The 16,453-nt window shown below is 72.0% G+C and carries 16 protein-coding genes; 9 read left to right on the forward strand and 7 right to left on the reverse strand.

Features of this window, described 5'->3' with window-relative positions:
- The first annotated feature begins 61 nt into the window (after nucleotides 1–61).
- On the forward strand, nucleotides 62–1,081 hold the full coding sequence (gene ligD, locus OHS33_RS30200) for a non-homologous end-joining DNA ligase (RefSeq protein WP_330333570.1): 1,020 nt from the start codon (nucleotides 62–64) through the stop codon (nucleotides 1,079–1,081).
- Between the two features lie 77 nt (nucleotides 1,082–1,158).
- Nucleotides 1,159–1,410, forward strand: coding sequence for a WhiB family transcriptional regulator (locus tag OHS33_RS30205; protein WP_330335268.1), 252 nt, complete (start codon nucleotides 1,159–1,161; stop codon nucleotides 1,408–1,410).
- 129 nt (nucleotides 1,411–1,539) lie between these two features.
- Here OHS33_RS30205 and OHS33_RS30210 read toward each other — a convergent pair whose 3' ends face one another.
- The 5 genes from OHS33_RS30210 to OHS33_RS30230 form a co-directional block, all read right to left on the reverse strand.
- Nucleotides 1,540–2,511 (reverse strand): acyl-ACP desaturase, encoded by a 972-nt coding sequence (locus tag OHS33_RS30210; protein ID WP_330333571.1) that lies wholly within the window; start codon nucleotides 2,509–2,511, stop codon nucleotides 1,540–1,542.
- A 155-nt stretch (nucleotides 2,512–2,666) separates the two neighbouring features.
- Nucleotides 2,667–2,891, reverse strand: a complete 225-nt coding sequence (locus OHS33_RS30215) for a hypothetical protein (RefSeq protein ID WP_330333572.1) — start codon at nucleotides 2,889–2,891, stop codon at nucleotides 2,667–2,669.
- 54 nt (nucleotides 2,892–2,945) lie between these two features.
- Nucleotides 2,946–3,797, reverse strand: a complete 852-nt coding sequence (locus OHS33_RS30220) for a helix-turn-helix domain-containing protein (RefSeq protein ID WP_330333573.1) — start codon at nucleotides 3,795–3,797, stop codon at nucleotides 2,946–2,948.
- Nucleotides 3,798–3,900: 103 nt separating this feature from the next.
- On the reverse strand, nucleotides 3,901–5,547 hold the full coding sequence (locus OHS33_RS30225; RefSeq protein ID WP_330333574.1) for an ABC-F family ATP-binding cassette domain-containing protein: 1,647 nt from the start codon (nucleotides 5,545–5,547) through the stop codon (nucleotides 3,901–3,903).
- Nucleotides 5,548–5,742: 195 nt separating this feature from the next.
- On the reverse strand, nucleotides 5,743–6,159 hold the full coding sequence (locus OHS33_RS30230) for an SsgA family sporulation/cell division regulator (protein WP_330333575.1): 417 nt from the start codon (nucleotides 6,157–6,159) through the stop codon (nucleotides 5,743–5,745).
- Between the two features lie 361 nt (nucleotides 6,160–6,520).
- Between OHS33_RS30230 and OHS33_RS30235 the strand changes: the two genes are divergently transcribed.
- Nucleotides 6,521–7,633 (forward strand): WD40/YVTN/BNR-like repeat-containing protein, encoded by a 1,113-nt coding sequence (locus OHS33_RS30235; protein WP_330333576.1) that lies wholly within the window; start codon nucleotides 6,521–6,523, stop codon nucleotides 7,631–7,633.
- A gap of 66 nt (nucleotides 7,634–7,699) precedes the next feature.
- Here the strand turns inward: OHS33_RS30235 and OHS33_RS30240 are convergent, their stop codons facing one another.
- The gene (locus OHS33_RS30240; protein ID WP_330333577.1) at nucleotides 7,700–7,999 is read right to left on the reverse strand and encodes a YciI family protein; all 300 of its coding nucleotides are present in this window, start codon (nucleotides 7,997–7,999) and stop codon (nucleotides 7,700–7,702) included.
- Between the two features lie 26 nt (nucleotides 8,000–8,025).
- On the opposite strand from OHS33_RS30240, the gene OHS33_RS30245 reads away from it, so the two are divergent.
- The gene (locus tag OHS33_RS30245) at nucleotides 8,026–8,703 is read left to right on the forward strand and encodes an endonuclease V (protein WP_330333578.1); all 678 of its coding nucleotides are present in this window, start codon (nucleotides 8,026–8,028) and stop codon (nucleotides 8,701–8,703) included.
- Nucleotides 8,704–8,751: 48 nt separating this feature from the next.
- Here OHS33_RS30245 and OHS33_RS30250 read toward each other — a convergent pair whose 3' ends face one another.
- Nucleotides 8,752–9,960: a saccharopine dehydrogenase family protein gene (locus OHS33_RS30250; RefSeq protein WP_330333579.1), complete on the reverse strand. Its 1,209-nt coding sequence runs from the start codon at nucleotides 9,958–9,960 to the stop codon at nucleotides 8,752–8,754.
- Nucleotides 9,961–10,055: 95 nt separating this feature from the next.
- Here OHS33_RS30250 and OHS33_RS30255 point away from each other — a divergent pair, with 95 nt between their 5' ends.
- The 5 genes from OHS33_RS30255 to OHS33_RS30275 all read left to right on the forward strand — a co-directional run bounded on the left by OHS33_RS30255 (nucleotide 10,056) and on the right by OHS33_RS30275 (nucleotide 16,448).
- Entirely contained in the window at nucleotides 10,056–10,448 is a 393-nt protein-coding gene (locus tag OHS33_RS30255; protein WP_330333580.1) for an MmcQ/YjbR family DNA-binding protein, read from the forward strand.
- A 166-nt stretch (nucleotides 10,449–10,614) separates the two neighbouring features.
- A complete protein-coding gene (locus OHS33_RS30260) occupies nucleotides 10,615–11,787 on the forward strand; it encodes a CaiB/BaiF CoA transferase family protein (protein WP_330333581.1) in 1,173 nt (390 codons plus the stop codon).
- Between the two features lie 6 nt (nucleotides 11,788–11,793).
- Entirely contained in the window at nucleotides 11,794–12,936 is a 1,143-nt protein-coding gene (locus OHS33_RS30265; RefSeq protein ID WP_330333582.1) for an acyl-CoA dehydrogenase family protein, read from the forward strand.
- Between the two features lie 72 nt (nucleotides 12,937–13,008).
- Nucleotides 13,009–14,223 (forward strand): acetyl-CoA C-acetyltransferase, encoded by a 1,215-nt coding sequence (locus tag OHS33_RS30270; protein ID WP_330333583.1) that lies wholly within the window; start codon nucleotides 13,009–13,011, stop codon nucleotides 14,221–14,223.
- 53 nt (nucleotides 14,224–14,276) lie between these two features.
- The gene (locus OHS33_RS30275; RefSeq protein ID WP_330333584.1) at nucleotides 14,277–16,448 is read left to right on the forward strand and encodes a 3-hydroxyacyl-CoA dehydrogenase NAD-binding domain-containing protein; all 2,172 of its coding nucleotides are present in this window, start codon (nucleotides 14,277–14,279) and stop codon (nucleotides 16,446–16,448) included.
- Nucleotides 16,449–16,453: the final 5 nt, after the last annotated feature.

Consider the following 16,453-nt stretch of genomic DNA (forward strand, 5'->3'; position numbering starts at 1 on the left):
GGCGGTACGTCCGTGCTCGCCCGGTGTGCGAGGTGTGCCCGGCCCGCCTACCGTGGCGCACATGGGTGCTGCGGGCAGTGCGATCGAGCTGGAAGCGGGCGGGCGGGCCGTACGGCTGTCGAGCCCGGACAAGATCTACTTTCCCGAGCGCGGCCTGACCAAGCTGGACGTGGCCCGGTACTACCTGGCCGTGGCGGAGGGCATCACGCGCGCCCTGCGCGACCGGCCGACGACCCTGGAGCGCTTCCCGGACGGGGTGGAGGGCGAGTCCTTCTTCCAGAAGCGCGCGCCGAAGAACCTGCCCGACTGGATCCCGACCGCCCACATCGCCTTCCCCAGCGGTCGGACGGCCGATGAGATCTGCCCGACCGAACCGGCCGCCGTGCTGTGGGCCGCGAACCTCGGCTGCCTGACCTTCCACCCGTGGCCGGTGCGCCGTACGGACACGGACCGTCCCGACGAGCTGCGCATCGACCTCGACCCGCAGCCGGGGACGGACTACCACCACGCGGTGGCGGCGGCCCACGAGCTGCGCGCGCTCCTGGAGGAACTGGGGCTGCGCGGCTGGCCCAAGACCTCGGGCGGCCGGGGCCTGCACGTCTTCGTCCCGATCGAGCCCCGGTGGACGTTCACGGAGGTCCGGCGGTGCGCGATCGCCCTGGGCCGCGAGCTGGAGCGCCGGATGCCGGGCAAGGTCACCACGGCCTGGTGGAAGGAGGAGCGGGGCGAGCGGATCTTCGTCGACTACAACCAGACCGCGCGCGACCGCACCATCGCCTCGGCCTATTCCGTCCGCCCCCGACCCCACGCCCCGGTCTCCGCGCCCCTGCGCTGGGACGAGGTGGACGCGGCCGAACCGCGGGACTTCGACATCGTCACGATGCCGAAGCGTTACGCCGAACTCGGCGACGTCCACGCCGACATGGACGACCACGCCTTCAGCCTGGACCCCGTCCTGGCCCTGGCGGACCACGACGAACACGAGCGCGGCATGGGCGACATGCCCTATCCCCCGGACTACCCGAAGATGCCGGGCGAACCGAAGCGCGTCCAGCCGAGCCGCGCCCGGCACGAGGACTGACAGGAGGCGCTCCGCGGCGTTGTTGATCGGTCGTTGATCGGACGTACATCGCGCGCGGTGAGGATCTGCGCATGTCGATGAACACGAGCGAACGCACGGCGACGACGATGACGGACGTCTCTTGGTACGAACTGGCCCTCTGTGCGCAGACGGGCCCCGGCTTCTTCTTCCCGGAGCCCGGGTCCTCCCTGCGCGACGCGAAGCGGTTGTGCGGAGCGTGCGAAGGGCGGGTCGCGTGCCTGGAGTACGCCCTGGCCAACGACGAGCGCTTCGGCGTCTGGGGCGGCCTGTCGGAGGGTGAACGCCACGCGCTGCGCCCTCGCGGCTGAGTCACCGGCCGCCGGGGCCCGCCTCCCGGACCCGGCCCCCTGGGCCGGTCGCGACGATGCCCCGGCGGCGCGGGGCTCTGCCGGGGCATCGTCGTCGTTCCCGCTCCGCGGGCGCGCCAGGGGCGGGGATCAGGCCTTGCGGGCCGCGATGCGCGCCGCGCGCGCGGCGAGGCGCTCGTCGAACTTCTTGGCCTCGGCGTCCAGGCCGCCCATGTACAGGCCCAGCTCGTCCTGGGCCTTCTGCCCGTCCGGGCCGAGGCCGTCGATGTCCATGACCTTGAGGTAGCGGAGCACCGGGCTCAGCACGTCGTCGTGGTGGATGCGCATGTTGTAGATGCCGCCGATGGCCATCTGCGCGGCGGCCCGCTCGAAGCCCGGCATGCCGTGCCCGGGCATCCGGAAGTCGACGACCACGTCGCGCACGGCCTGCATCGTCAGGTCCGGGGCCAGCTCGAAGGCGGCGCCGAGCAGGTTGCGGTAGAAGATCATGTGCAGGTTCTCGTCGGCCGCGATGCGGGCGAGCATCCGGTCGCAGACCGGGTCGCCGGACTGGTGGCCGGTGTTGCGGTGCGAGATGCGGGTGGCCAGCTCCTGGAAGGCGACGTACGCCACCGAGTGCAGCATGGAGTGCCGGTTGTCGGACTCGAAGCCCTCCGACATGTGCATCATCCGGAACTCTTCGAGCTGGTCCGGGTCCACCGCGCGGGACGCGAGCAGGTAGTCGCGCATCACGATGCCGTGGCGCCCCTCCTCGGCGGTCCAGCGGTGCACCCAGGTGCCCCAGGCGCCGTTGCGGCCGAAGAGGGAGGCGATCTCGTGGTGGTAGCTGGGGAGGTTGTCCTCGGTGAGGAGGTTGACCACCAGGGCCGTCCGGCCGATGTCCGTGACCTTGGACTGGCCGACCGACCACTCCTCGCCGTCCTCGAAGAAGCCGGGGAAGTTGCGCGCGTCGCTCCACGGAACGTACTCGTGGGGCATCCAGTCCTTCGTCACCTTCAGGTGACGGTTCAGCTCTTTCTCCACCACCTCTTCCAGCGCGAACAGCAGCTTGGCGTCCGTCCACGCCTCCGAGCTGCCGAGGTGGGGAGAGGTGATCGTCACGGGTGCTCCTGGGGACAAAGCGAATACCTACGGTTCCGTAGCCTACGAACCCGTAGGTTAAGCGCGGCGTCAAGAGGAACCAAGCCCCACCCCTGGGGGTGCCTGATTACGTCCGGTTATGTATGCAGTTCGAGGCGGTGCCGGGAGAGCCGAAGTCACACCAGAAGGTGATCCGCGGCGCCCCCCTTGACCGCCGAGACCAGCGCGCGGAGCGCCTCGACCGAGTCTGAGACGTACGCGGCGGAGCCGGTCGTGCCGATGTAGACCCTGCCGTCGGTGTCCCGGCCGAAGCGGAAGCAGTTCGCGCCCTCGCTGCAGAACGCCTCGGCCCAGTCGATGGCGGGGGCGGGGGCGGCGGCCCCGGTCGTCGTCGTGCTCATGTCGTCGTTCTCGCCTCTCGTCGTCTCACGTCGTCTCGCCCCCGTCTCACGTGGTCACAGGTCCCGCGCGATCGCACGGACGGCATCCCGCGAAGCGGTCACGGACAGTGACAGGGTCCGCAGCCGCTCCAGCAGCCCCCGGTAGCGCGACAGCTGCATGTGCGAGTCCAGGAGCATCGAGCCGTGCGAGCTGTCGAGCTGCACGGTGTCCAGCCTGCTCATCTCCGCCGCCGCGTACGTGAACGACTGGCCCGCGCCGGGGAAGCCGCCCGCGGTGAAGGGGATCACCCGGATCGTCGTACGGTCGCGCTCGGACTCGGCCAGGATGTGCTCCAGCTGAGCCCGGGCGACCTTCGGCCCGCCGAACTGCATGCGCAGCGCCGCTTCGTGCACCACCGCCTCGTACGACGGGGGCCGCTCGCGCGTGAAGATCCGCCGACGGTTCATGCGCAGCGCCAGCCGGGCCTGGAGGTCGGCTTCCGGGAGCGGCGGGTGGGCGGTGCCGAAGACCGCCCGCGCGTGCTCCTCGGTCTGCAGCAGGCCGGGTATGTGCGTGGTCACGGCCGTGTGCAACGCGACGCAGTGGTGCTCCAGTTCGCAGATGTCGAGCAGTCCCGGCGGCAGCACCCCGCGGTGCCGCTCCCACCACCCCTTGTCGCGCTCCCCGGCCATCGCCGCGAGGACGTCGACGAGCGCGGTGTCGGGGCAGTCGTAGTTGAAGGCCAGCGTGCGGACCCGCTCCGCACTGATCCCGATCCGGCCGGACTCGATGTTGGGGATCCGGGTCCGGTCGACCCCCAGGAGGGCCGCGGCCTGCTGCACCGTCGTGCCCGACTGCTCGCGCAGTCTGCGCAGCTCGGCGCCCAGGCGCTGCTGCCGCGCGGTCGGCGTGCTCCTCGGAGGCATGGCGCGGTTCCCCTTTCCTGTGCACCCACTTACGCTACGGTCAGTAGTGCAAGTCTCACACGGGGCGACCTTCCGGTCCCGTAGGACGCCGCGCACCACTCCCTCACTGCTGCCACATCGACTCCCGGACCTCCTGCGCGGTGGTCGGGCGCAGCTCGCCGTCGAGCAGCAGCCACCGGGTGATCCCGATCGACTCGAGGAACGGCACGTCGTGGCTGGCCACGATGAGCGCCCCTTGGTAGGAATCCAGCGCGTCCGTCAACTGCCGTACGCTCGCCAGGTCCAGGTTGTTCGTCGGCTCGTCCAGCATCAGCAGCTGCGGCGCCGGATCCGCCAGCAGCAGCGCCGCGAGCGCCGCCCGGAACCGCTCGCCCCCCGAGAGGGTGCCGGCCGCCCGGTCCGCGCGCCCGCCCCGGAAGAGGAAGTGCGCGAGCCGCGCCCGGATCCGGTTGTTCGTGGCCTCCGGGGCGAACCGCGCCACGTTCTCCACCACCGACCGCTCGTCGTCGAGGACGTCGAGCCGCTGCGGCAGGAACCGCGCCGGTACGTGCGTCACCGCCTCCCCGGACACCGGCGGGAGCAGCCCGGCCACCGTGCGCAGCAGGGTGGTCTTGCCCGAGCCGTTGCGTCCGACCAGGGCGATCCGCTCCGGTCCGCGCAGCTCCCATTCGCCCGGGACCACGGCGGTGCCCGCGTGCGCCGGGCGCAGTCCGCGCAGGGTCAGCACCCCGCGCCCGGCCGGGACCAGGGTGGCGGGGAGCTCGATCCGGATCTCGTCGTCGTCGCGCACCGCCTCCACTGCCTGGTCGAGCCGCTCGCGCGCCTGCGCGAGCTTCTCGGTGTGCATGATGCGGTGCTTGCCCGCCGACACCTGGGCCTGCCGCTTCCGCTCGCCCATCACGATCTTGGGCTCGCGCTTGGTGTCGTTCATCTTCTGTCCGTACCGCTTGCGGCGGGCCAGCTTGACGTGCGCGTCGGACAGTTCGCGCTTCTGGCGCTGTACGTCGGCCTCCGCGACCCGGACCAGTCGCTCGGCGGCCTCCTGCTCGGCGGCCAGGATCTCCTCGTAGGCACCGAAGTTCCCGCCGTACCAGCGGACTTCGCCCTCGCGCAGCTCGGCGATCTGGTCGACCCGGTCCAGCAGTTCCCGGTCGTGGCTGACCAGGACCAGGACGCCGGTCCAGGATTCGACGGCGGCGTAGAGCCGCCGGCGGGCCCGCAGGTCGAGGTTGTTGGTGGGTTCGTCGAGCAGCAGGACGTCGGGCCGGGCGATCAGCAGCGCGGCCAGCCGCAGCAGTACGGACTCCCCGCCGGACAGCTCGCCGACCGTGCGGTCGAGGCCGATCCGGCCCAGTCCCAGCTGGTCGAGGGTGGCGATCGCCCGCTCCTCCACGTCCCAGTCGTCGCCGACCGCCGTGAAGTTGGCCTCGGTGGCCTCGCCCGCCTCGATGGCGTGCAGGGCGGCGCGGACGGTGGCGATCCCGAGGGCCTCGTCCACGCGGAGCGAGGTGTCGAGGGTGATCCCCTGGGGGAGGTGGCCGACCGTACTCGCCACGGCGATCTGGCCGTCCGTGGCGGTCAGTTCACCCGAGATCAGTTTCAACAGGGTTGATTTGCCCGAGCCGTTGAGGCCGATCAGGCCGGTGCGGCCGGGGCCGACGGCGAGCTGGAGCCCATCGAAGACGGGGGTGCCGTCGGGCCAGTCGAAGGACAGGGCGGAACACGTGACGAACGTAGGGGCATGGCTCATGGAGGCCTCCAGGTTGCGTGAATGGTGCGGTGCAACGCGGGGAGACAGCCGACGGCGAGCGCTCCTGACGAAGGGCTTGGGGGGTCGGTGTCTCGGACCTCAGACGAGCAATGTCCTACTCCGTTTCGGCGGCGATGGGGCATCCACGAAGCTACGGGGGGCCGCCGGCCGCCCGCAAACGATTTTGGCGCGCCGTCAGCAGGAGTCGCGCATCAGCTCGGCCAGGCTGTGGTCCATGTCCAGGTACAGGTGCTCCAGCCCCGGCGGGACCACGGTCGCCGCCCGCTCCAGGAAGCGGAGCAGTTCCGAGGTGGCCATCAGGACGATGGCGACGCCCTCCGGAGCGTGGAACTCCACCACGGTCCGGCCCGATCCGTACGGCCGCACCCGGACGTCGCCGTGGCCGCAGGGGCGCTCCAGCCCGGCCTCCAGCAGCTCGCGGGCGAAGGTCCACGACACCTCGACGCCCTCCAGCGTCGCCGGCGCGGGGAAGGCCATGCGGACGGCGAAGGGGTCCGAGCGGTCGTAGTGGAAGGTGACGGGGACGGTCTCGACCTTCGGCGCTGCGGCGACCAGACGGGCCTGCACGGCCTGCTCGATGATGGTGATCAAGGCTCGCTCCCTTGCGGCGATCGGTTGCCGGGCGGTGGCTGGGGCCCGGCAACCGGATAGACGCGGGAAAACGCGAATCCGTGCATGGGGGAAGGACGTGAGCTGTGTCACCGAATGGCCGGAACCGATCTGTGTGATCACACAGCCGGGCCGTGGTGTGCATGGGGCACAAGGAGACCCGGGCGGCGCGGGGGGCCGCACACCGGTTCAACACCGGTTCAACTAAGGCTGGATTCCGCTCGCTCCACAGGCCCAAAGGATCACCCGTGTCGCCGAACGGGCACCCTCCGTGGTCGCGGGGCCCGGCCAGGGAACCGGGCACCCTGGACGGCCGCCGCGGGGTGCGTTAGCTTCCGGCGCCATGAGACTTCTGGCAGTTGGCATGTGCGCGGCAGCCCTGGTCGGGGTGCTGGCAGCCCCCGCCCAGGCGCGGCCCTCCGCCTTACCCGGCCCCGGTCCCGCCGCGGACCTCGCGTCCGGTTCCGTCGCCGGGCTCGGCTGGGCCCTCAAGCCCACCGGTACGGACGCGCGCTTCCGCGGGCTGGCGGCGGTGGACCGCTCGACGGCCTGGGTCTCCGGATCCCACGGCACGGTGCTGCGCACCGTGGACGGCGGGCGCAGCTGGGGCGACGTCTCACCGCCCGGCGCCGCCGGACTGGAGCTGCGCGACATCGAGGCCTTCGACGCGCGGCGCGCGCTCGCCCTGTCGATCGGCGAGGGCCCGGACTCCCGGGTCTGGCGGACCGAGGACGGCGGGGCGAGCTGGACCGAGACCTTCCGCAACCCGGACCCGCGGGCCTTCTACGACTGCATGACCTTCTTCGACCCCGCCCACGGGCTGGCCGTCAGCGACCCGGTGGACGGGAAGTTCCGGATCCTGTCCACGGCGGACGGCGGCCGCAGCTGGCGGGTGCTGCCCAATGCCGGGATGCCGGACGCGCTGCCCGGCGAGGCCGGGTTCGCCGCGAGCGGGCAGTGCCTGGTCAGCGCGGGCCGGAACGACGTCTGGCTGGCCACCGGGGGCGGTGCGAACGCCCGCGTGCTGCACTCCGCGGACCGGGGGCTGACCTGGAGCGCGGCCGATTCCACCGTTCCGGCGGGCGATCCCGCGAAGGGGGTCTTCGGCCTGGCCTTCCGCGACCGCGGGCACGGCCTGGCGGTGGGCGGCGACTACCGGACCGGCGAGGCGTCCCCGCGGGCCGGGGCGGTCTCCGCCGACGCGGGCCGTACCTGGCGTCCGGCGGGCGCGCCGCCGCCCGCCTACCGCTCGGGGGTGGCCTGGGTCCCGTACACCGGGGTGGTGGCCCTCGCGGTCGGACCGACCGGTACGGACCTCACCCTCGACGCGGGCCGCAACTGGCGGCCGCTGGCCACGGGTTCCTTCGACACGGTCGCCTGCACCGCGGACCTGACGTGCTGGGCCGCGGGTGAGAAGGGCCGGGTGGCCCGGCTGGAAGTGGGCGCGGGGGAGTAGCGGGGCTGCCCGGTGGTGTGCCCCGAAGGTCCGCGGGGCACACCACCAGACACCGAAGGGGGCCCGCTACGCGAGCGGTGCCTCGCGGACCGTGGCCAGGTCGGTCGAGGTCTTCGTCGCGATGAACTCGATGATCCGGTAGGCGCAGACGCCCGCCACCGCGAAGGGATCCTCGGCGGCGATCTTCTCGATCTCGGCGCGGGAGACGCCGCCGGCCAGGATCACGCCCCCCTCGCGCGGCACCTTGCGGCCCGAGGCGAGGAAGACGCCGGAGGCGTAGTAGCCGTCCAGCCAGGCGATGTGGGCGTCCATGTGGTCTTCGACGGCTTCGATGGGCGCGGTGTAGCTCAACTCCATTACGAACATGATCGCCAGGCTACTCTCGCACCATCATGACGAGTGTGAAGACCCCCGCAGATGAGGCCGAGGCCCGGGCGATACAGGACGAACTGCGCCACCAGGTCGTGCTCGACGAGGCCGGACCGCCGGTCGGGCAGGGCCGGGTGACCGGTGTCGACGTGGCGTACGACGACGAGCGCGACCTGGTCGCCGCCGCGGCCGTCGTCCTCGACGCGCGCACCCTGGAGGTCGTCGAGGAGGCGACCGCCGTGGGGCACGTGAGCTTCCCGTACGTACCGGGCCTGCTCGCCTTCCGTGAACTGCCCACCGTGCTGGCCGCCCTGGACGCGCTGACCTCGCCGCCCGGGCTCGTCGTCTGCGACGGCTACGGCCTCGCGCACCCCCGCGGCTTCGGGCTCGCCTGCCACCTCGGGGTGGTCACCGGGCTGGCGACCATCGGCGTCGCGAAGAATCCGTTCACCTTCACCTACGAGGAACCGGGCGCCCGGCGGGGAGACGCCTCCCCCCTCCGCGCTCCCGACGGCACCGAGGTCGGCCGGGCGCTGCGCACCCAGGACGGGATCAAGCCGGTGTACGTGTCCGTGGGCCACCGGGTCTCCCTCGACAACGCGGCCGCGCACACCCTCGCCCTGAGCCCGCGCTTCCGGATCCCCGAGACCACCCGGCACGCCGACGCCCTCTGCCGACGGGCCCTGCGCGAGGCCCGCTGAGGGGCGCGGGCAGTACGGACAGTACAGACCGTACGGACACCCGCGGGCTCACACCGCGCGCTCGTCCACCACCCGGAAGCGGATCCCCGCCTTCTGGAGCCGCTCCAGCAGCGCGTCCCCCATCGCGACCGCCGTGGTCACCTGCCCCGAGACCGCCGGGAGCCGGTCGTACGCCAGGCAGAGCGCCGCCTCGCCGAGCATCTTCGCCGTCTCCCCGTACCCGGGATCGCCGCCCGCGACCTCCGTGAACACCCGGCGCCCGCCGCCCTCGCCCACGAAGCGGACCGTGAACCAGCTGCGCGCCCTGCGCTCCGCGTCCGGTCCCTGCCCCGGCTCCCACAGGCCGGACAGCAGCCGCCGTACGGCCGGGACCTGGGCCAGGGCGACCGTCGCGCCGACCGCCCCCGCACCGGCCACCGCGACCGGCAGGTGCCGCACGGAGGCGTAGTGCCGGTAGCGGAAGTCCGGACCGTAGCGCTCCAGCGCGGCCGCCGAACGGGCCACCACCGCGGGGTCCAGGGTGGGCAGCGGCAGTGCCCAGGTCCCGGTCTCCCGGCTGTAGCGGGGGACCCCGACGGGACCCCGGGCCCGGCGGCCCAGCAGCCGGGGTTCGTGCAGCCGGCGCGCCCGCGCCGCGGCCAGGGTCTGCGGCCCGCGCCCGAAGGCGCCGAGCGCCGAGGCCAGGGTGCCGCCGGAGAAGGTGGCGTGCGTGCGCAGGAAACCGTCCACGGTCAGCGGGACGCCCTCGGGCAGCTGCCGGACGGTGAAGTACGCGCCGAGGTCGGCGGGGATGGAATCGAAGCCGCAGGCGTGCACGATCCGCGCCCCGCTCTCCCGGGCCCGCGCGTCGTGCTCGACGTACATCCGGTCCACGAACTCCGGTTCCCCGGTGAGGTCCAGGTAGTCGGTGCCGCTCCCGGCGCAGGCGGCGACCAGCTCTCCGCCGTACCGGACGTACGGGCCCACGGTCGTGGCCAGCACCCGGGTGGCCGCGGCGAGTTCGCGCACCTGCCGCGGATCGGCGGCGTCCGCGGTCAGCAGCGGCAGCTCCGCGCAGCCGGGGTGGACGGCGGCGAGCCGCTCGCGGAGCCGTTCGAGCTTGGCGCGGTCCCGGCCCGCGAGCGCCCACCGGAATCCGGCGGGCGCGTGCGCGGCGAGGTACTCGGCGGTCAGTGCCCCGACGAACCCGGTCGCCCCGAAGAGGACGACGTCATAGGCGCGTTCAGGTGTGTTGTGCCTCGTGTTCAGGCTGTTCATTACCGCTCCTCCCGACTGCTGTCGGTCGCTGAGGCTAGCGTGAGGACCGACTGTCCGTGCGAGCAGGTGCGACCTGCGGTGAGTGGGAGGCGTCGATGAAGGCTGCGGTGCGCAAGTGGGAGGCCGTACGGGAGTTCGCCCTCGGGCTGCCCGAGGCGGTGGAGGAGCACCCGTGGGGCCCGGACAGCTGCGTGGTCAAGATCAACAAGAAGATCTTCCTCTTCCTGGGCAGTGCCGACGGCCCCGAGCCGCCCGGTCTGTCGGTCAAGCTCAAGGACGAGGCGCTGCACGGCCACGCGATGACCGCGCCGGGCGCCGCCCCCACCGGGTACGGCCTGGGCCGCTCGGGCTGGGTCACCGTACCGCTGGGGGAGAAGGGGTCGCCGGACGCCGAGGTGGTGTGCGAGTGGGTGGAGGAGAGCTACCGGACCGTGGCCCTCAAGCGGCATGTGAAGGCGCTCGACGACCGCTCCGCCGGTGAGGGGTAGGACGAGTGGGGGAAAGTCACTAAGCGCTTGCTCGGTCGACCGCCCCAAGGGGTTGTGCTGAGCCGGACCCGTTCCTAGCATCACTGGTGTTACATCAGTTGTGTCACACAGGGGTACCACGGATGCTGGGGGCTCGATGGCAGTGACTTCGATGACAGGGACCTCGATGACAGGGGCCGCGGACGGCCCGCTGGCCGGAGTGCGCGTCGTCGAACTGGCGGGCATCGGCCCCGGGCCGTTCGCCGCCATGCTCCTCGCCGACCTGGGCGCGGACGTCGTCCGCGTGGACCGGCCCGGCGGGGGCGGACTGGCCGTCAACCCGGCCTACGACATCACCAACCGCAACAAGCGCTCCGTCCTGCTGGACCTCAAGTCCGCCGACGGCCCCGCCCGGGTCCTCGACCTGGCCGAGCGGGCCGACGTACTCATCGAGGGGTTCCGCCCCGGGGTCGCCGAGCGTCTCGGCGTCGGCCCGGCCGACTGCCACGCCCGCAACCCGCGGCTGGTCTACGGCCGGATGACCGGCTGGGGCCAGGAAGGCCCGCTCGCCCACAGCGCCGGACACGACATCGCCTACATCGCGGTCACCGGCGCCCTCGGCATGATCGGCGACCCGGACGGGCCGCCCGCGGTCCCCGCCAACCTCGTCGGCGACTACGCGGGCGGCTCCCTCTACCTCGTCATCGGAGTCCTCGCCGCCCTCCAGCACGCGCGCGCCACCGGGACCGGCCAGGTCGTCGACGCGGCCATCGTCGACGGCACCGCGCACCTCACGTCGATGATCCACGGCATGATGGCGGCCGGCGGCTGGCAGGACCGGCGCGGGGCCAACCTGCTCGACGGAGGCTGCCCCTTCTACGGGACCTACGAGACCTCCGACGGCGGGTACATGGCGGTCGGGGCGCTGGAGCAGCAGTTCTACGACACCTTCACCGACCTGCTCGGCATCGCGGACCAGGCACCCGCCCGCAAGGACCTGGCCCGCTGGGGCGAGCTGAGGGAGGCCGTCGCCGCCCGCTTCAAGACCCGTACCCGCCAGGAGTGGACGGAGGTCTTCGACGGTACGGACGCCTGCGTGGCCCCCGTGCTGTCGCTGCGCGAGGCCCCGGCGCACCCGCACCTCGCCGCCCGCGGCACCTTCACCGACTTCGGCGGGATCATCCAGCCCGCCCCCGCACCCCGTTTCTCCGCCACCCCGGCCACCGTGCGCGGCGGCCCCGCCCTGCCGGGGGCGCACACCGCATCCGTGGCCCGCGACTGGGACGTCCCGGCCCTGTCCGAGCGGCCCGAGCAGTCCGAGCGGCCCGAGCGGTCCGAGCAGTACGAGCAGGAGGACTGACACCCCGTGAAGCGCCGGATCTTCGAGCCCGAGCACGAGACGTTCCGCGAGAGCGTGCGCACCTTCCTCAGCAAAGAGGTGCTGCCGCACTACGAGCAGTGGGAGAAGGAGGGCATCGTCAGCCGCGAGGCGTGGCGGGCCGCGGGACGCCAGGGGCTGCTGGGCCTCGCCGTCCCGGAGGAGTACGGCGGCGGCGGGAACCCCGACTTCCGCTACGCGGCGGTCATCGCCGAGGAGTTCACCCGGGCGGGCGCCGCCGGGCTGGCCATCGGCCTGCACAACGACATCATCGGCCCCTACCTGACCTCGCTCGCCACCGACGAGCAGAAGCGGCGCTGGCTGCCCGGATTCTGCTCGGGCGAGACCATCACGGCCATCGCGATGACCGAACCGGGCGCGGGCTCGGACCTCCAGGGCATCCGGACCAGCGCCGAGGACCGCGGTGACCACTGGGTGCTGAACGGCTCCAAGACCTTCATCTCCAACGGCATCCTGGCCGACCTGGTGATCGTCGTCGCCAAGACCACCCCGGAGGGCGGGGCGCACGGCCTGTCGCTGCTGGTGGTGGAGCGCGGCACCGAGGGCTTCGAGCGCGGCCGCAACCTCGACAAGATCGGCCAGAAGGCCCAGGACACCGCCGAGCTGTTCTTCCACGACGTACGCGTCCCCAAGGAGAACCTGCTCGGCGAGCTGAACGGCGCCTTCGTCCACCTGATGACCAATCTCGCCCAGGAGCGGATGGGCATCGCGATGGCGGGCATCGCCGCCGCCGAACACCTGCTGGAGATCACCACCACGTACGTCAAGGAGCGCGAGGCCTTCGGGCGGCCGCTCGCCAAGCTCCAGCACATCCGCTTCGAGATCGCGGAGATGGCCACCGAGTGCGCCGTCACCCGCACCTTCCTCGACCGGTGCATCGTCGACCACGCGAACGGGGAGCTGGACGCCGTCCACGCCTCGATGGCCAAGTGGTGGGCGACCGAACTGCAGAAGCGGGTCGCCGACCGCTGCCTGCAACTGCACGGCGGATACGGCTACATGAGCGAATACCGGGTCGCGCGGGCGTTCGTCGACGGCCGCATCCAGACCATCTACGGCGGCACGACCGAGATCATGAAGGAGATCATCGGCCGTTCCCTGCTCGGCTGACCATCCACCGGCCGACCAGCCCCCTGCCCCCTGCCTCCCCCCCCTGGCCCACATCCTCGAAAGGCTTGACCAGTGAGCACCGAAGCGTACGTGTACGACGCGATCCGCACCCCGCGCGGCCGCGGCAAGGCCAACGGGGCCCTGCACGGCACCAAGCCGATCGACCTCGTCGTCGGCCTCATCCACGCCCTGCGCGAGCGCAACCCCGGTCTGGACCCGGCCACCATCGACGACATCGTGCTCGGCGTCGTGGGCCCCGTCGGCGACCAGGGCTCCGACATCGCGCGGATCGCGGCGATCGCCGCCGGACTGCCGGACACCGTGGCCGGCGTACAGGAGAACCGCTTCTGTGCCTCCGGCCTGGAAGCCGTCAACATGGCCGCCGCCAAGGTCCGTTCCGGCTGGGAGGACCTGGTCCTCGCGGGCGGCGTGGAGTCCATGTCCCGCGTCCCGATGGCCTCGGACGGCGGCGCCTGGTTCAACGACCCGATGACGAACTGGGACGTCAACTTCGTCCCGCAGGGCATCGGCGCCGACCTGATCGCCACCATCGAGGGCTTCTCCCGGCGGGACGTCGACGAATACGCGGCCCTGTCCCAGGAGCGCGCCGCCGCGGCCATCAAGGACGGCCGCTTCGCGAAGTCCGTGGTCCCGGTCACCGACCGCAACGGCCTGGTCGTCCTGGACCACGACGAGTTCGTCCGCCCCGGCACCACCGCCGACACCCTGGCCCGGCTGAAGCCGTCCTTCGCGGACATCGGCGACCTCGGCGGGTTCGACGCCGTCGCGCTGCAGAAGTACCACTGGGTCGAGAAGATCGACCACGTCCACCACGCGGGCAACTCCTCCGGCATCGTCGACGGCGCCTCGCTCGTCGCGATCGGCTCCCGCGAGGCGGGGGAGCGCAACGGCCTCGCGCCGCGCGCCCGGATCGTCTCGGCCGCCGTCTCCGGCTCCGAGCCCACCATCATGCTCACCGGCCCCGCCCCGGCCACCCGCAAGGCCCTCGCCAAGGCGGGCCTGACCATCGACGACATCGACCTCATCGAGATCAACGAGGCCTTCGCGGGCGTCGTCCTGCGCTTCGTCAAGGACATGGGCGTCTCCCTCGACAAGGTCAACGTCAACGGCGGCGCCATCGCGCTGGGCCACCCGCTCGGTGCCACCGGCGCGATGATCCTGGGCACCGTCATCGACGAACTGGAGCGCCAGGACAAGCGCTACGGGCTCGTCACCCTCTGCGTCGGCGGCGGCATGGGCGTCGCCACCGTCGTCGAGCGCCTCTGACCGTCCCTGTCCCCCGGAAAACCTCTCTCACACGGAAGACGGAAGTAGCGATAATGAGCGAGTCCACCACGATCCGCTGGGAACAGGACGAGACCGGCGTCGTCACCCTGGTCCTCGACGACCCCAACCAGTCCGCCAACACGATGAACCAGGCCTTCAAGGACTCCATCGCGGCGATCGCCGACCGCGCCGAGGCCGAGAAGGACTCCATCCGGGGCATCGTCTTCACCTCCGCCAAGAAGACCTTCTTCGCGGGCGGCGACCTCAAGGAAATGATCCGGCTCCGCCCCGAGGACGCCCGGCTCGCCTTCGACACCGGCACCGCCATCAAGGCCTCCCTGCGCCGGATCGAGACCCTCGGCAAGCCCGTGGTCGCCGCCATCAACGGCGCAGCCCTCGGCGGCGGTTACGAGATCGCGCTCGCCTGCCACCACCGCGTCGCCCTCGACGCCCCCGGCTCCAAGATCGGTCTGCCCGAGGTCACCCTCGGCCTGCTCCCGGCCGGCGGCGGCGTCACCCGCACCGTCCGTCTCATGGGCATCGCCGACGCCCTCCTCAAGGTGCTGCTCCAGGGCACCCAGTACACCCCGCAGCGCGCCCTGGACAACGGCCTGGTCCACGAACTGGCCGCCACCCGCGAGGAGATGCTCGCCAAGGCGCACGCCTTCATCGACGCCAACCCGGCCTCGCAGCAGCCCTGGGACGTCCCCGGCTACCGCATCCCGGGCGGTACGCCGTCCAACCCCCGGTTCGCCGCCAACCTCCCGGCGTTCCCGGCCAACCTGAAGAAGCAGCTGAACGGGGCCCCGTACCCGGCTCCCCGCAACATCCTGGCCTGCGCCGTCGAGGGGTCCCAGGTCGACTTCGAGACCGCGCTGACCATCGAGGCCCGCTACTTCACCGAGCTGGTCACCGGGCAGACCGCCAAGAACATGATCCAGGCGTTCTTCTTCGACCTCCAGGCCGTCAACTCCGGCGCCAGCCGCCCCCAGGGCATCGCGCCCCGCCCGGTACGCAAGGTCGCCGTCCTCGGCGCGGGCATGATGGGCGCGGGCATCGCGTACTCCTGCGCCCGCGCGGGCATCGAGGTCGTCCTCAAGGACGTCACCGCCGAGGCCGCAGCCAAGGGCAAGGCCTACTCCGAGAAGATCCTCGACAAGGCGCTGTCCCGCGGCCGGACCACCGAGGCCAAGCGGGCCGGGCTGCTCGCCCGGATCACCCCCACCGCGGACCCCGCCGACCTGGCGGGCTGTGACGCCGTCATCGAGGCCGTCTTCGAGGACACCGCCCTCAAGCACAAGGTGTTCCAGGAGATCCAGGACGTCATCGAGCCCGACGCGCTGCTCTGCTCCAACACCTCCACCCTGCCCATCACCGGCCTGGCCGAAGGGGTTTCGCGCCCCGTCGACTTCATCGGCCTGCACTTCTTCTCGCCCGTCGACAAGATGCCGCTGGTCGAGATCATCAAGGGCGAGCGCACCGGTGACGAGGCGCTGGCCCGCGCCTTCGACCTGGTCCGCCAGATCAACAAGACCCCGATCGTGGTCAACGACTCGCGCGGCTTCTTCACCTCGCGGGTGATCGGCCAGTTCATCAACGAAGGCGTCGCGATGGTCGGCGAGGGCATCGAGCCCGCCTCCGTCGAGCAGGCGGCCGCCCAGGCCGGTTACCCGGCCAAGGTGCTCTCCCTGATGGACGAGCTGACCCTGACCCTGCCCCGCAAGATCCGCAACGAGACCCGCAAGGCCTTCGAGGAGGCCGGGCGCGGCTGGGCGGCGCACCCCGCGGACACCGTCATCGACCGGATGGTGGACGAGTTCGGCCGCCCCGGCCGCAGCGGCGGCGCGGGCTTCTACGACTACGACGAGGCGGGCAAGCGCGCCGGGATCTGGCCGGGCCTGCGCGAGCACTTCACGAAGCCGGGCACGGAGATCCCCTTCGTCGACATGAAGGAGCGGATGCTCTTCTCCGAGGCCATCGACACCGTCCGGCTCTTCGAGGAGGGCGTGCTGACCTCGGTCGCCGACGCCAACATCGGCTCCATCATGGGCATCGGCTTCCCGGCCTGGACCGGTGGCGTGATCCAGTACATCAACGGCTACGAGGGCGGGCTGCCCGGCTTCGTGGCCCGCGCGCACGAGCTGGCCGCGGCCTACGGCGAGCGGTTCGCCCCGCCGGCCCTCCTTGTGGAGAAGGCCGGGCGCGGCGAAACCTTCACCGACTGACGGTC

Origin of the sequence: Streptomyces sp. NBC_00536 (genome assembly GCF_036346295.1) — a bacterium.
In the GTDB taxonomy this organism is placed as follows: domain Bacteria; phylum Actinomycetota; class Actinomycetes; order Streptomycetales; family Streptomycetaceae; genus Streptomyces.